11 protein-coding genes are annotated in these 14,126 nt (G+C 72.6%); 5 read left to right on the top strand and 6 right to left on the bottom strand.

Annotated features, from left to right (window positions below; all coding sequences use genetic code 11):
* The first annotated feature begins 3 nt into the window (after positions 1 to 3).
* Positions 4 to 4,437, top strand: coding sequence for a CHAT domain-containing protein (locus ABD743_RS34925; protein WP_344727456.1), 4,434 nt, complete (start codon positions 4 to 6; stop codon positions 4,435 to 4,437).
* Between the two features lie 31 nt (positions 4,438 to 4,468).
* A complete protein-coding gene (locus tag ABD743_RS34920) occupies positions 4,469 to 5,488 on the top strand; it encodes a hypothetical protein (protein ID WP_344727454.1) in 1,020 nt (339 codons plus the stop codon).
* A gap of 208 nt (positions 5,489 to 5,696) precedes the next feature.
* Here the strand turns inward: ABD743_RS34920 and ABD743_RS34915 are convergent, their stop codons facing one another.
* Positions 5,697 to 5,870, bottom strand: a complete 174-nt coding sequence (locus ABD743_RS34915) for a hypothetical protein (protein ID WP_344727452.1) — start codon at positions 5,868 to 5,870, stop codon at positions 5,697 to 5,699.
* 215 nt (positions 5,871 to 6,085) lie between these two features.
* On the opposite strand from ABD743_RS34915, the gene ABD743_RS34910 reads away from it, so the two are divergent.
* The 3 genes from ABD743_RS34910 (at position 6,086) to ABD743_RS34900 (ending at position 9,153) form a co-directional block, all read left to right on the top strand.
* Complete coding sequence (locus tag ABD743_RS34910) at positions 6,086 to 7,663, top strand: hypothetical protein (protein WP_344727450.1); 1,578 nt, start codon at positions 6,086 to 6,088, stop codon at positions 7,661 to 7,663.
* Positions 7,664 to 7,817: 154 nt separating this feature from the next.
* Positions 7,818 to 8,276 carry a DUF2231 domain-containing protein gene (locus tag ABD743_RS34905; RefSeq protein WP_344727448.1) on the top strand — a complete coding sequence of 153 codons (459 nt, stop codon included), beginning with the start codon at positions 7,818 to 7,820 and terminating at the stop codon, positions 8,274 to 8,276.
* 46 nt (positions 8,277 to 8,322) lie between these two features.
* Positions 8,323 to 9,153 carry an FkbM family methyltransferase gene (locus ABD743_RS34900; RefSeq protein WP_344727446.1) on the top strand — a complete coding sequence of 277 codons (831 nt, stop codon included), beginning with the start codon at positions 8,323 to 8,325 and terminating at the stop codon, positions 9,151 to 9,153.
* Here ABD743_RS34900 and ABD743_RS34895 read toward each other — a convergent pair.
* The 5 genes from ABD743_RS34895 to ABD743_RS34875 are packed head-to-tail and all read right to left on the bottom strand — an operon-like array spanning position 9,107 to position 14,080.
* Positions 9,107 to 10,732 (bottom strand): histidine phosphatase family protein, encoded by a 1,626-nt coding sequence (locus ABD743_RS34895; RefSeq protein WP_344727444.1) that lies wholly within the window; start codon positions 10,730 to 10,732, stop codon positions 9,107 to 9,109. The genes ABD743_RS34900 and ABD743_RS34895 overlap by 47 nt on opposite strands.
* Positions 10,732 to 11,568, bottom strand: a complete 837-nt coding sequence (locus ABD743_RS34890; RefSeq protein ID WP_344727442.1) for a class I SAM-dependent methyltransferase — start codon at positions 11,566 to 11,568, stop codon at positions 10,732 to 10,734. Before ABD743_RS34890 ends, ABD743_RS34895 begins: the two co-directional genes overlap by 1 nt.
* A gap of 17 nt (positions 11,569 to 11,585) precedes the next feature.
* Entirely contained in the window at positions 11,586 to 12,668 is a 1,083-nt protein-coding gene (locus ABD743_RS34885; RefSeq protein ID WP_344727714.1) for a glycosyltransferase family 4 protein, read from the bottom strand.
* A 20-nt stretch (positions 12,669 to 12,688) separates the two neighbouring features.
* Positions 12,689 to 13,087: a 6-pyruvoyl trahydropterin synthase family protein gene (locus ABD743_RS34880; RefSeq protein WP_344727440.1), complete on the bottom strand. Its 399-nt coding sequence runs from the start codon at positions 13,085 to 13,087 to the stop codon at positions 12,689 to 12,691.
* Positions 13,088 to 13,108: 21 nt separating this feature from the next.
* Positions 13,109 to 14,080: a zinc-dependent alcohol dehydrogenase gene (locus tag ABD743_RS34875; RefSeq protein ID WP_344727713.1), complete on the bottom strand. Its 972-nt coding sequence runs from the start codon at positions 14,078 to 14,080 to the stop codon at positions 13,109 to 13,111.
* Positions 14,081 to 14,126 lie beyond the last annotated feature (46 nt).

Here is a 14,126-nt window from a genome sequence, read left to right as displayed (position 1 = left end):
CCTGTGGATCACGAGGACGTGAGCGCTCGCGACGACCTCATGCGGCGCGCGGCCGCCCGGGTCGACGCCTCGGCGGCCGGTGACGCCACGGCGGTGACCGACCCCGAGGCACTCGCGGACGTTGACCGGCTGCTGGACCTCATCGGGATTCCGGGCAGTCCCGACATGCACCTGCAGTACCTCGCCGGAATGGTGCACTGGAACCGCTGGTCGGCGATGGGCGAGGCAGGCCGCTCGTCGGGTGAGATCGCCGAGCTGTTGCTGACGCCGCTGTACTTCGTGGACCGGTCGCTGCTTCCCGCCCAGCTGGCCGAGCAGATCGACATCCGTCGGAGCCCGGAGACGGGCGAGGCCGGGCGCTACTTCGACTGCGGTTTCGCGCTCGCCTCGCTCGCGGCCGGGCTCGACCGACCCGTGTTCTACGACCCGGCGGTGCAGAGCCTGGACGCCGCGGTTGCAGGGAGCCCCCGCGATGACCCGCAGCGGTTTGCCTACCTGTCGCTGCTGGGCGAGGTCCTGTACCGCCGCCACGAGGCCGGCGGCGACAGCGGCGATCTGGAGCACGCGGTCGAGGCCTCGCGAGAGGCATGCCGCCTCTTCCCTGCGACCGGTCCGGACCTCGTGCCGCAGCTGCTCCTGCTGGGGCGGGGCCTGGTGCTGACGGCGGAGCGGAACGAGGATCCGGCTCTCCTGCTGGAGGCGGTGCACGTGCTCCGACGGGCTCTCCGCGACGCCGAACCCACCGACCGCGATGAGGCGCTGAACCTCGCTGTCGGCCTCCTTTCCGTGGGCGCCGGGCGCCCGCACACCGATCGCGCCGTGGATTCCCGCTTCGCCGCCGAGGTGGCAGAAACGGCCCGCGGGTCTCTGCTCGCCAGCACGCCTGACGATCCCCTCCACCTGGCGCGGACGGCCCACCTGGGGCTGGCTCTCGCCCTCGGCGGCGACCCCACGGCGACCGGCGAGGCCGTCCGGCTCCTCTGCGACGCCATCCGCGGACTGCCCCCGGCCGAGCACGCGCGCCAGGCCTCGCTCTCGGCGCTGCGCGACACGCTGCTCCTCGACGCCGTCGCCCCGCTCGACGACGAGGAGTTCGACCTGGCCTCCGCCGTGGCGGAGGATGCGGCGGCCGCGTCGGGCCCGGATGATCCCGACCACTACATGTGTCTCGCGGTCCGCGCCGCCGCGCTCCTCCGTCAGTGGGCGAGAGGCAGTGACGACGGGGTCCGAGCCCGCCTCGTCGAGGCGACCGGAGAGATGGCGGCGGCGGCTCCGTCGGCGGCGGAGGGAACTCGAATCCTGGACGGCATGGCTCTGTTCGAGCCCCCGGACCCCGGCGAGCCTGGACCGGACGACACCGAGCACCCCTTGGACCGGGCCGAGAACCGGGTGATGCTCGACCGCGCGATGACCACGTTGCGCGGGTCGATCGCGGCCGAACCGGTCAACCGGGCCCTGCTGCCGATGTGGCTGGCCGATCTGGCCCGCATGCTCCGGCAGCGCTGCGGTTGGAAACCCGAGCCCGGCTTCGTCGACGAGGCCATCGACGTCCATCGCCGTCTGCTCACGTTGATCGAGCCCTCTTCCGACCGCCACGACCGCTGCGTCGACCTGGCGTCCCTGCTCAGGATGCGCTCCTCGATCACCGGCGAGCAGAAGCCGCTGACCGAGGCGGTGGACATCCTGCAGGACGTACTGCACGTACCCGGGCTCGACCGGTCCGCCCACGCACAGGCCCGCTTCCAGTACAGCGCGGTCATGGTGGACCTTGCCGTCATGACGCCGGAGGCCGACACGATGGAGCGTGCAGAGGCGGCCGTTCAGGTTGTACTCGCGAGCGGCGAGCCCGCGGAGGCGATGGCGCGCGCGTGGCACAACCTCGCCGTCGTGAGGCGACTGCGCCACGAACGCACCGGCGCCGGCCTGTCCGACGCGATCGACGCCGCGCGCCGCGCGGTCACCGCCGGGGAGGAGACGCCCGAGGGCCAGGGCGAACGGCTGGCCCAGCTGGCCCAGCTGCTCGCTCTCGACGAGCAGTTCGACGAGGCGCTTCCCCTCGCCCGACGGGCCCTCGCGGAGTACCCGGCCGACCACGCACGCATGGTCACCGCGCTGGGCGAGATCCTGGGTATGCACCACATCCGCTTCGGCCGCGACTCCGAGCTGGACGAGTCGATCGCCACCCTGCGCGCCGCCGTGCGCGCGGCCGACTCCCCGGTCTCGCGGGGCACGCGCCTCATGAATCTGGCCGCCGCGTTGCGGGCCCGGTACTCCCGTTCCGCCGACCTCGACACGTTGGAGGCGGCGATCGCGACGGCCCGAGAGGCGCTGCTCGTGCTCCCTGCCGATCATCGGGCCGGGCTGCAGATGCGTGGCAATCTCGTCGTGCAGCTCATCGAGCACTACAGCCGCACTCGCGAGGTGACGAGTCTCGACGAGGCGATCGAGACCGGTCGCACGGTCGTCGCGGCCACGCCGCCCGACCACCCCGGGCTCGGGATCCGGCTGACGAATCTCGCCATGGCGTTCGGCCGCGAGTTCGAGCGCAGCGGCGAGCGATCGGCCCTCGTCGAGGCCATCGCCCTGGAGCGCCGGGCCATCGAGCTCGCTCCACCCGGCCACCCGCACCGGGGCATGCGGCTGAGCAACCTTGCCGCATCGCTCTTCAAGCTCAGTGCGGTCTCCGGGAGCCGGCGTGCGGGACGAGACGCGGTTCTGGCCGCACGTGAGGCCGTCACCTGCACTCCCGACGACCATCCCGGACGCGGAATTCGGCTCGTCAACCTGGCCGTCGCCCTGGTATCGACCGGTAGACCGAGCAGACGACGGCTGCGGGAGGCGGCCGGAGTTGCGCAGACCGCAGCACGCCTGCCCACGACCCCGCCATCGGTCCGGCTCGGCGCGTGCCGCGTCTGGGGTCGGGTCGCCGCCGCGCTGTCGCACTGGGACAGCGCCGCCGCGGCCTTCACGGAGGGCGTCCACCTTCTCCCCCGCGTAGCACCCCGGAACCTCACGCGCGCCGACGCCGAGCACCAGCTCGCCAGGATCGACGGCGTGCATGTCAACGCGGCGGCCTGTGCGGTGCAGGCGGGCGACGCGGCCGGGGCGCTGACCGCCCTCGAGCAGGGACGTGGCGTGCTGTTGACCTACGCCCTCGAGTCACGCACGGAGCTCACGGACTTGCACGCCACCGCACCCGAACTGGCAGCCGAGGTACAGCAGCTCATCCAGGAGCTGGACGCGGTGGGCGAACCGCTGCCGACCGAGGAGGACCCGGCCGTCGTGCTCGACACCCGGCACGCACTGTCGGGGCGGTGGGACGCCACGCTGCGGCGGGTCCGCGCGGTCCCGGGCTTCGAACGGTTCGGCACTCCACCGTCGATCGGCGATCTTCTCCCGGCGGCGCGGCTCGGCCCCGTGATCACGGTGAACGTCAGCGAGTTCCGATGCGACGCCCTCGTGGCGAGGCCGGACGGGGTGCGGGTGGTTGCATTGCCTGCGCTCGACGCACCGGACGTCGCCGACAGGACGGGCGCCTTCCTGCAGGCGTTGGAGCTGGTGGAGACCGGTGACCTCGTCCAGCGCATGGAGGGACAGGCGGTCGTGCGCGAGACCCTCGCGTGGCTGTGGGACGTCATCGCGGGACCGGTGCTCGACGCGCTCGGGTACACCGGAAGCCCCCGTGCGGGCGCGCCGTGGCCGCGTGTCTGGTGGTCCCCGACGGGGATGCTGAACTTCCTGCCGCTACACGCAGCCGGCCATCACGACGGGCGCGGGCGCGCCGTGCTGGACCGGGTCGTGTCGTCCTACACGCCGACCCTGCGGGCGCTGCTGCACGCCCGCTCCCGGCCCGCGGCGCCCGATCCCGCGCTCCTCGCCGTCGCCCTGGCCGAGACCCCGGACCAGCAGTCCCTTCCCGCCACCGTCTCCGAAGCACGCGCGCTGGTGCGCGAGCCGGGGCGCGCCGTCCACCTCGTGGACGCCGAAGCCCGGTACGACGCCGTTCTCGCCGCGCTCGCCGACTGCGGATGGGCCCACTTCGCCTGCCACGCGATCAGTGATCCGCTCAGCCCGTCCGACAGCAGGCTGCTGTTGTACGACCGCTCCCTCGCCGTGCGCGACATCAGCAAGCTCCGGCTGCAGGACGCCGAGCTCGCCTTCCTGTCCGCGTGCTCCACCGCACGCGGCAGCGAACAGCTGCCCGACGAGGCCATCCACATCGCCTCCGCGTTCCAGCTGGCCGGCTACCGGCACGTCGTCGGCACGCTCTGGCCGGTACTCGACGCCACGGCCGCCCGGCTCACGCAGGGCTTCTACGACCGGCACCGTCGGGGCGACCCTCCGGCAGAGGCACTGCACTCCGTGGTGCGCGAGCTGAGGGCGGCCCAGCCACTGGCGCCGTCGGTGTGGGCAGCCCACATCCATGCCGGCCCGTGAGACACCCCGGCGGCGTCACTACCCTCGCCGGGTGGACGAGGTGGCAGCGGTGCTGTCGGGCCCGCGCGGTCGCCGGTTCTGCGCCGAGGTGGCGTGCGCGAACCACGACGGCCTGAGGCGGCTGTACTACGAGGCCGCCTGGAACCCCTCGGAGGCCGGGCAGCAGCGGCTGGTCGACGCCCTGGCGGACACGGCGGTGAGCGACGTCGACGAGCACACCCTGCTCACGTGCCTCGCCGACGCGGTGGCTCACGCCCGCTACTGGCAGGCCCCCGACGAGGAGGACGTCCTGCTCACCGACCCGGTCGTCGTCGCCGCATTGCGTCCGGTGGCCCAGGCCGTGGTGGGGTCGCCGACGTGGCGGTGGTGGGCATCGCCTCTCGCCGAGAACGCTCAGGCCCACGTGCAGTGGACGGCCCGGCACACGACGGACCCGCCGCAGGTCACCGGGGCAGCCGAGGGCCTCAGGGAATGGCGGCGGGAGACGCTGGAGGACGAGCGCAGGGCGCAGGAACGGTCGGCCGACCCGGCCGCGCCGTACAGCGGGCGCTGGTGGTCCACACCGGCGTCTGGGCGTGTCGTCGCGACCACACGTGCGCTGCCCGGCTTGGGCGCCACGCGGCTGATGCTGGTCGAGGACGAGGCGGACTGGTGGCAGGGCCGCGTGCAGCCACTGCGGCCCGTCCGCACCCCACGGGTGTACGAGGTGTCCGGGCCGCAGGCCTGGGTGGACCTGGTCGACCGGTATCCGCTTGAGGTGACCAGGTCGCGCCGCCACGACTGGTGGCGGACCACCGGGCGGGCGGTCAGGTGGTTCGTCCCCGACTGGCAGGCCGTCGCCGCCGACCACGACGCGGTTCACCTGAGCGTCGCGGCCTACCTCGTCGCGCCCGGGCGGGCCCTGGAGGTCGAGGGCGGCGCGACGGTCGTCGCCGGTTGGGATCCCGACGCCACGTTCTGGCTCGCCGACGTCCTCGCCCCGGTCGGGGAGCCGGTCATCTGGGAACGCCACGACGACGGCGGGCGGTGGCACTGGCGCCCGCGCGCCTGACTCGCCGAGCGCCGGACCGAACGGCTGACCACACGTTCGAGTGGATGGTCGACGTTCGACGGCGGTGCCGGTGAGCAGGTCGTAGCCGATCGCTGCGAACAGCCGCCCACTCCGGTGGCGCAAGCTCTCCGGACCGAACACGCATCCGACATCAAGCACCTGGCTCGCGGGGCCGATGCCCGTGCGCTCGACCGTGAAGATCGTCAACTCACGCAGGAACGCCTGCCGATCGGGCGCCTCGAGCGTCGGGGCGGCGGTCGATATCGGTGAAGGCGTGCAGTGCGACGCCCGAAGCGTTGCCGCTGGTCACGGCCCTTCCAGCGGCCTCACCCAGCACCACCCGGATGATCGAGAGCGGTGGTGCAGGGTCCGGGTCGCGCATCCACGTCGATCCGTATGGGCACATCCCGTCCGATGCGTGCATCACGTCCCCCGTACCGTAGTGGCACGGTTTCACGTGCTCGTCACCTGTGAGCCAGGAGGCGGGCTCTTGCCGTTCATCGTCCGAACGCCCGGTGAGGCCCCTCACCCGCCGAACGTCCGGACAGGACGGCCCCGCACGACGGCGGCAAGTGCCGAACGCGAACAGGGGCGACGATGGGCGTACGGAAGCGGAGCGAAGTTCTCCGGGCCAGGATCGCTACGGCCCGCGCCCTCCTGCGGTGGGCGAAGGACCTGCCACCCCGGATGGATGCGCTCGAACGGCACCTCGGGGCCATCGACGCCGAGCTGCACGCCCACCGCAACGACGCCGCGGAGGTGCAGTCGGGGCTCGCGCAGGTGATCGCGACCGTCGGCGAGTCCCGGGAAGGGGTCGTCGAGCTGCGCGACTCCGTCGACGTCGCCGCCCGCCGTACCGCCTTCCGGCGCAGGCCCACCCGTGTGCTGTTCCTCGTGCATGTCTTCGGCGCCTGGGAGGCCTACCACGCGCTCGTCGAGGCGATGGCCGCCAGCAAGGACTTCGAGCCGATCGTCGCGTCCATCCCCCGCCGGTTCGCCGGGTCGGACGGCCTGGTGGGTGAGGAGGACGTGCACCGCGGCCTCTCCTCCCGGGGCGTGCCTCATCTCCGCTTCGCCGACGGCGCCCCTCGTGACGTCCTCCGGCTGATCAAGGCGATCGAACCCGACGTGATCTTCCGGCAGTCCCAGTGGGACGCCGACATCCCCGACGAGCTGGGCACCGAGCGGCTCGGCTTCGCCCGCACCTGCCTCGTCCCCTACGAGACGATGAACATCGTCGTCAACGTCCCGGACCACCGAGCGTCCAACACCGCCGTCGACAGTGAGTACCACCGCGCGGCCTGGCTGGTGTTCTGCACCAACGAGATGATGCTCGAGACGGCCGTCCGTGACGGCGCGCGTGGCGGGGCGCAGTTCCGCGTGGTCGGCCACCCCAAGGCCGACCACCTGCGGACAGCACCGCCCGACTGGCCGGTGTACGGCACGGCGGACGGTGTCGCTCGGCCCGGACGCATCGTCTGGTCCGCGCACCACACCATCGCGCAGGGCTGGACGGATTTCGGCGCCTTCCACCTCATGCGTGGCGACATGCTCGCGTGGGCCGAGCGCTGCGCCGACACGCAGTTCGTGTTCATGCCGCACCCGGCGCTGCTGCCGTTCTTCGACTCGGACGCCTCCCCCGTCTGCCGCTCCGAGTTCGACGCCTGGATGCGGGAGTGGGATGCACTGCCCAACACCGCGGTGCTGTCCGAGGCGGACTACGGCCCGACCCTCGCCGCTTCCGACGTGATGGTGACCGACGGGCTGTCGATGCTGGTGGAGTATCAGCTCTTCGACAAGCCGGTGATCTTCTTCGAGCGCGAGGGGCACCGTCCCTTCAACGCCATCGGCAGACAGGTCATCAGAGGCGTGCACACGGTGCACACCGTCGGGGAGGTGCGCGAGCTGGCCGAGAAGTTCGTCGGCGGCACCCCCGACCCTCTGCGGTTCCGTCAGCGGGACACCATGAAGAAGCTGTTCGGCGACGGCGGCAGTGCCGAGCGAATCCTTGCCGCGCTTCGGCAGGAGATCGCGCGCGAGCGGGGCGAGGTGGGCTCCGAGCTCGCCGGCCGGCCCGGGCGACGGTCTTCCGGCCGGACGGACGGCACCCGCGCGATGCGGAACCGGCGGCCCGCCGGACTCGAACGCGCAGGCGAGCCACCGGCACGGGACTGACTGCTCGACGGTCCGGCTTGATCATCGGTTCGCTCGTCGGCGGGCCCCCGTGGCCGGCTCGCCCCGACACAGGGTGACACCGGCCGTCGGCAGGACGTGCCCCCGGCTGTGGCGCTGACTCCCCTGATCAGCCGCGATGGTCCACCATGCTGCCGTGCTCATCACGATCGCAGGCGTCCCAGCGCATCCGCTCCTCGTCCACGCGGTGGTGGTCCTCATCCCGCTCGCCGCGCTCGGCGCCGTCTGCCTCGCAGTTCGACCCGCGTGGATCCGGCCGTACGGGCTGCTCGTCGCCGCCGGAGCGCTGGCGGGTGCCGCGGCGGCAACGTTGGCGAAGCTTGCCGGCGACCAGCTCGAGGCAGCGATCGACGTCACCGCGGAGTTCGCGCCGGTGATCGCGCAGCACGGGCAGTTCGGCCTGTTCACGATGGTGGCGGCCTGGCCGTTCGCGGTGCTCGCGATCGTGGCGGCCGTGCTCAGCCGCCGGCCGAGTGGCTCGGGAATCCGGCTCGTCGGCGCGCTGTCCGCGGCCTCGGGCCTGGTCGCGATCGCCTTCACGGTTCTCGCCGGGCACTCGGGTTCGGCGGCTGTCTGGGGCTATGTGGCGGGGTAGCCCGTTCTGGATCGTTGGAGGAACTTGCCCCGAGTAGGGTCACCGCATGCTCCGCCGCGTTCGGGGGATCGTGCGATCCCTTGCCATGTACCACGGCGTGCCGGGCAGGCACCGACGGATGGTGCGGTTCTACGGCGAGTTCCTCGGACCGGGGGACGTCGGATTCGACATCGGCGCTCACGTGGGGAGCCGGGTGCGCGCGTGGCGGAAGCTGGGAGCGCGGGTGATCGCCGTGGAGCCGCAGCCCGACTGCCTGCGCGTCCTGCGTCTCTTCTTCGGCCGTGACCGCAGGGTCACCATCCTGCCGGAGGCCGTCGGCGCGCGGGCCGGACGTGCACGGCTGGGCATCTCCACCGCCACGCCGACGGTCTCGTCGATGTCACCCGACTGGATCGAGTCGGTCACCACGGACCAGAGCTTCTCCTGGGTGCGGTGGGATCGCTCCGTCGAGGTGGACGTCGCCACCCTGGACGACCTCATCGCGGCGCACGGCGAGCCGGCCTTCTGCAAGATCGACGTCGAGGGCTTCGAGGTGGAGGTGCTGGCGGGGCTCACCCGGCCGCTGCGCGCCCTGTCCTTCGAGTACCTCCCGCCTGCACACGACGCCGCGCTCACCGCTCTGGACCTCGTGGAACGGCTCGGTGCACCGGCGGGCGGCTACGAGTACAACTACTCGCCGATCGAGACCATGCGGTTCGCAGGCGACAGCTGGCTCGACGCGGCCGGGCTGGTGCAGCTGCTCGAGCGCTACCGGCCGCTGGGCCGCTCCGGCGACGTCTACGCCCGCCTCGCCCGGCCCGCCGAGGCCGGAACGGCGGCGGGTCGAGTCGTCAGCGTTCAGCCCGCACGTTCTTGTCGAGGGGGCACGGGTCGTTGAAGGCCAGTAGCAGCGGCACCCGGCCGCTGGTGTCGATCCGGCAGATCGCGGCGTCACCGAGGAACATCCGCCAGCCCACCTCGTCGCCCACCCCCAGCGCCCAGGTGACGGCCGCCTTGATCGGGGAGACGTGGCTGACCACCACCACGTCACCGCTCGCGGCGTCGTCGGCCAGTTCGGCGCAGGCCTCGTGCACCCGGGTGCAGACGTCCGCGAGGGATTCGCCACCGGCGGGCACGAAGTCGGGGTCCTGCCGCCACGTCCACCACGACCGCTCGTCGAGCGCCGTGGCAGGCCGTCCGTCCAGGTCGCCGTAGTCCATCTCGATCCACCGCGCGTCGACCTCCACGTCGCCGGCGTCCGTGGCGCCGGGCGCGGTGCCGGCGAGCACGGCGGCGGTGTCACGCGCACGCCGGAGCGGGCTGGAGACGATGCGACTGGCCCGGGGAAGTGCCTCGGCCAGTGCTTGCGCCTGGCGATACCCGGACTCGTTCAGCGGCGGATCGGCCCGGCCGAGGAGCAGCCCACGAGCGTTGGCCTCCGTCTGTCCGTGCCGGACAAGGATCAGCACCCCCGCCACATTAGTCGGCTGGACGTCCTTTTCGGCACAGGTGTCACCTGCGGGTGCGGCAGGGGTCACCTCCGCGCGCTGACGCAGCCGCCTGCTGATCGGGTCTCGCAGCAGCAGCACTCCGACGCCGGGAAGGCACGCGATGAGGCTGAGCACCCCGTACACGACCGCGACGGTGAGCCCCTGTGCGGCGGTGAATCCCACCGCCCCGAACGCGACCGCGCTGACGGCCTCCCGCGGCCCCCAGCCGCCGATGTTGAGCGGTAGAGCCATGGCGAGCAGCGCCACCATCAGCAGGGGAAGCAGCTGGCCGATCGTGGCCTCGGATCCCGCAACCCGTGCTGCGACCACGAAGAGCACGAGATAGCCGACCAGCGCCGCCGCCGAGAGCAGGAGCACCCCGGGCAAGGTGCCCCGGGTGAGCAGTCCGGCGCGGGTGTCCGCGCGGGCCGTGCGCAGTGCAGCGCGGATTCGCGGCACGCGCGCCGCGCAGACCCCGAGCACGACGACGACGGCGAGGGCCGCGACCAGCCCCGCGACGAGCCCGAACCCGGGAGCGAGGCGCTCGACCACGGCCGCGAGCAGGGTCGGCTGGGCGAGCAGCACACCCGCGCCGACGACCAGGAGAACCACCTGACCGGCGGACCGTTCCAGCACCACCGCGCGGACACCACGCCCGACGTCGCCCGACTGGCGGCCGTGGCTCACCGCACGGTGGACATCGCCGAGCACGCCCGCGGGGAGCACAGAGTTGAGGAACACGGCCCGGTAGCAGTCCGCGACCGCCGTGGCCAAGGGCAACCGCATGCCGAGACCACGCACCACCAGGCACCAGCGCCACGCACTGAACACCGTGGTCAGCAGGCCGATTCCGAGCGCGGCAAGCACCGCACCGGGCCCGATCGACCGCAGCCCGTCGACGACAGCGGCGGTGCCGAGCCGTACGGCGAGAGCGGCCAGGATGCCGACGCCGACGAGCACCCGCAGATATCGCCAGAGCTTGTGCATCACGACCTGCCCGACGGGATCGCGAGCACGTCGACGTGGCCGACCTCGACGCTCAGCTCACCGGCTGCGCAGGAGTCGAGACGGCGACGCAGGTAGTCCGCGGCGTGCCGCTCGAGGCCCTGCTCCTGCTCGCAGGCAGCGCTGATCCAGCCTCGTAGCCACTCCTCCAGCAGCTCGGTGCCACCGGCTCGGCCGGAACCCAGACGCCACGGGCTGGGCCGGGTCGCAACCGTCGCGCCCCGCTTCGCGAAGGCATCGGCGGCAGCACGACCCGCGTCGGGTCCCAGCAGTCGCCTGCGGCCCTCCGAGCGCCGCTGGTGGGCGTCGAAGGCCGCCGCGAACTCGGCGTCGAGCGGATCGGACGGAACGAACTCGACGCGCCCCATGACGGTGAGCGTCAGCAGCGCGGGGCATCCGGCCTCGACACACGTGGCGGCGAGCGCGTCCATCTCCTCGGACGTGAGCAGGTCCAGCACGGCGGACGTGGTGACGAGCGACGTCCCCGCGAGCTCCGCGGCCCGCAGGTCGGTGAAGTCGCCCTGCCGTGTCCGCACCCTGACAGGAAGGCCGTCGGCGGCCCCGCTCGGCATGTCCGCGGCTGCACGGGCGAGCAGCACGGGGTCGCGGTCGCGCAGGATCCACAGCTGCGGACCGGGTAGCCGCCCGGCGAGCCAACGGCCCATCGAGCCGGTGCCGCACCCGAGGTCGGTGATGATCGCCTCTTCACCCGCCGGGACGGTGGTCTCCAGGTGGGAGCGGAGCCGCTCGACCAGCTCGGACGAACGGGCGGCAGAGTCGGCGCCTTCGCGCAACGTCAGCCAGTCGGGGGCGCACACGGGTGATCCGGGAACGCTCAGCCGGGCGTCCCACTCAGCTGCTCCAGCACTCCGGCCAGACATCGTGACGTCACCTCCCACCCGTGCAGCGTGCTTCGCCGTTCGCGAGCCGAGCGGCGTAGTGCATCCCGCAGCGCCGGCTCGCCGAACCACCGCCGTAGCGCCCCGGCGAGCGCCGGGCCGTCCTCGGGGGGTACCAGGATTCCCGGCACTGATGCGTCCGGGGCGTAACCGAGGGTCTCCGGCACCCCTCCGGTGGACGCCGCGAGTACAGGAATCCCCCGGGCGAGCGCCTCGGTCACGACCATCCCGTAGGACTCGACGCGGGACGGCAACACCAGGAGGTCGGCGTAGGCGTAGTCCGTGGCGATCTCCGTGCCCGTTCGCGGGCCGGTGAGCCGGACCCGCTCGCCGAGCCCGTGGCCGTCGATGGCGCCCCGGAGCGCAGCCACGAACGCCGGGTCGCGGCGCAGCGGCCCGACCAGGTCGCAGCTCCACGGCAGATCGGCGACGGCGGCGAGGGCGTCGACGAGCACGTCCTGGCCCTTGGTCGGCGTGACCGACCCGACGCACAGCAGGCGGCTCGCGCCATCCGTGCCCGGGGCGAGCGGCGCGGGATCCGTGCCCGGGGCGGCGACGTACACCCGATCTGCGGGGAGCTCGTGCTGCGCGACGATCCGGCGGGCCGCCCACGGGCTGGTGGCGACGACGGCGCTCGCGGCGTGCAGGGTCTCGCGCTCGAGGGCGGCCAGCTCCGCCGCCTGCGCGGGCCCCGCCCCGACCTCGTCGCCCAGAGGCAGGTGCACCAGGACGACGAGTGCCAGCCTCCGGGCCTCCGGGACCACGACGTCCGGGACGCCGCAGGCCACGAGCCCGTCGATGAGCACGACGGCGCCGTCGGGCAGTGCGGAGAGCGTTCGGGCCAGCGACGCCCGCGCAGCATCGTCGGGCCGGGGCCACCCTCCGGCGACGGCAACCTCGTGCACCTGCCAGCCCGTGGCCGGCAGGCCGCCGCAGACGCGGCGGTCGTAGGCGTTGCCACCGCTCGGCACGGCGACGTCGTGGATGTCACTCGGAACGACGACGTGCACGGGGCGCAGGGCCGTGCGGCCCCCGGTCGTCACAGCGATCGCTCGTAGCTCGCCCAGGCGACGTGCGACTCGTGCAGCACCACGCTGATCCCGGCGAGGCCGCGGGCGCCCTCCCCCAGAGCGCCGTCGTGCACCCGCTCGGCCAGCCGATCGGCGATGACCTTGGCGAGGAACTCCGTGGACGTGTTGACACCGGCGAAAGCGGGCTCGTCGTCGAGGTTGCGGTAGTTGAGGTCGGCCAGAACCGCGCCGAGCTCGTTGGTGGCCAGCCCGATGTCGACGACGATGTTGTCTGCGTCGAGATCGCGCCGGCGGAACGTTGCGTCCACCACGTACGTCGCGCCGTGCAGGCGCTGTGCAGGGCCGAAGACCTCGCCCTGGAAGCTGTGAGCGATCATGACGTGATCGCGAACGGTGATGCCGAACAAGACCGAACCTCCCAGGAATGCCTAGTCGTGCTCATAGACGACACGGACGCACAGCCCGGGGAGTTCACCGCCGGCAAGAGCGGACATCAGCCGGGGCAGTTCCTCGAAGGGCGTCTCGTCCGTGACGAGCGTGTCGAACACCGGGTCCGCGAGCAGGCGCAATGCCAGCTCCAACCGGTCTCCGTAGCTGCGGCGCGCACGCCGTGCGGGCGCGACCGCCCCCACCTGGCTGCTGCGGATCACCAGCCGGCGTGGGTGGAAGAACTCACCGAGCGGCACGCGCACCGGCCGGTCGCCGTACCAACTCATCTCGATGACCTCGCCCTCGTCGGCGAGCAGTTCGAGTGACCGCGTGAGCCCCGCCTCCGTGGCGCTGGCGTGCACCACGAGGTCGCACTCCCCGGCGGCCTTGTCCGGCGTGGCGAACCCCACCCCGAGGGCCTCGGCGACAGCAGCACGAGCGGGGTCCACGTCGACCAGTTCGACCCTGACCCCCGGGAAGCGCGCGAGCAGCGCGGCGACGCTGCAGCCGACCATCCCGGCCCCGACGACGGCGATGCGGTCGCCGACCAGAGGGGCCGCGTCCCACAGCGCGTTCACCGCGGTCTCGAGCGTGCCGGCGAGCACCGCCCGTTTGGGTGGAACGTCGTCGGGTAATGCGGTCACGGAGGCGGCCGGCACCACATAGCGGGTCTGATGGGGATAGAGACAGAACACCGTGCGGCCCAGCAGTGCAGGAGGCCCGTGCTCGACCACCCCCACGTTCAGATAGCCGTACTTGACCGGCGCGGGGAACTCACCGTCCTGAAAGGGGGCCCGCATCGCCGCGAACTGGCTCTCCGGCACACCACCGCGGAACACGAGTGTTTCGGTGCCGCGGCTCACCCCCGAGTACAACGTGCGGACCTCCACGTCATCGGGTCCGGGCCGGGGCACCTCGATCGGGCGAATTTCACCCTCGCCCGGGGCGCGAAGCCAAAAGGCGCGCGCTATGCGATCCACGCATCCCTCCAATTGGTGATGAACCCCCACCGCGTGG

Origin of the sequence: Pseudonocardia yunnanensis, assembly GCF_039534065.1 — a bacterium.
Lineage (GTDB): Bacteria > Actinomycetota > Actinomycetes > Mycobacteriales > Pseudonocardiaceae > Pseudonocardia > Pseudonocardia yunnanensis.
This window is presented reverse-complemented; position numbering and strand designations above follow the sequence as displayed.

Excerpts from the sequence above, each read along its gene's own strand:
- ABD743_RS34915 (WP_344727452.1), bottom strand. The coding sequence starts at position 5,870 with ATGCGCGACCCGGACCCTGCACCACCGCTCTCGATCATCCGGGTGGTG.
- ABD743_RS34910 (WP_344727450.1), top strand. The coding sequence starts at position 6,086 with ATGGGCGTACGGAAGCGGAGCGAAGTTCTCCGGGCCAGGATCGCTACG.
- ABD743_RS34900 (WP_344727446.1), top strand. The coding sequence starts at position 8,323 with ATGCTCCGCCGCGTTCGGGGGATCGTGCGATCCCTTGCCATGTACCAC.
- ABD743_RS34895 (WP_344727444.1), bottom strand. The coding sequence starts at position 10,732 with ATGCACAAGCTCTGGCGATATCTGCGGGTGCTCGTCGGCGTCGGCATC.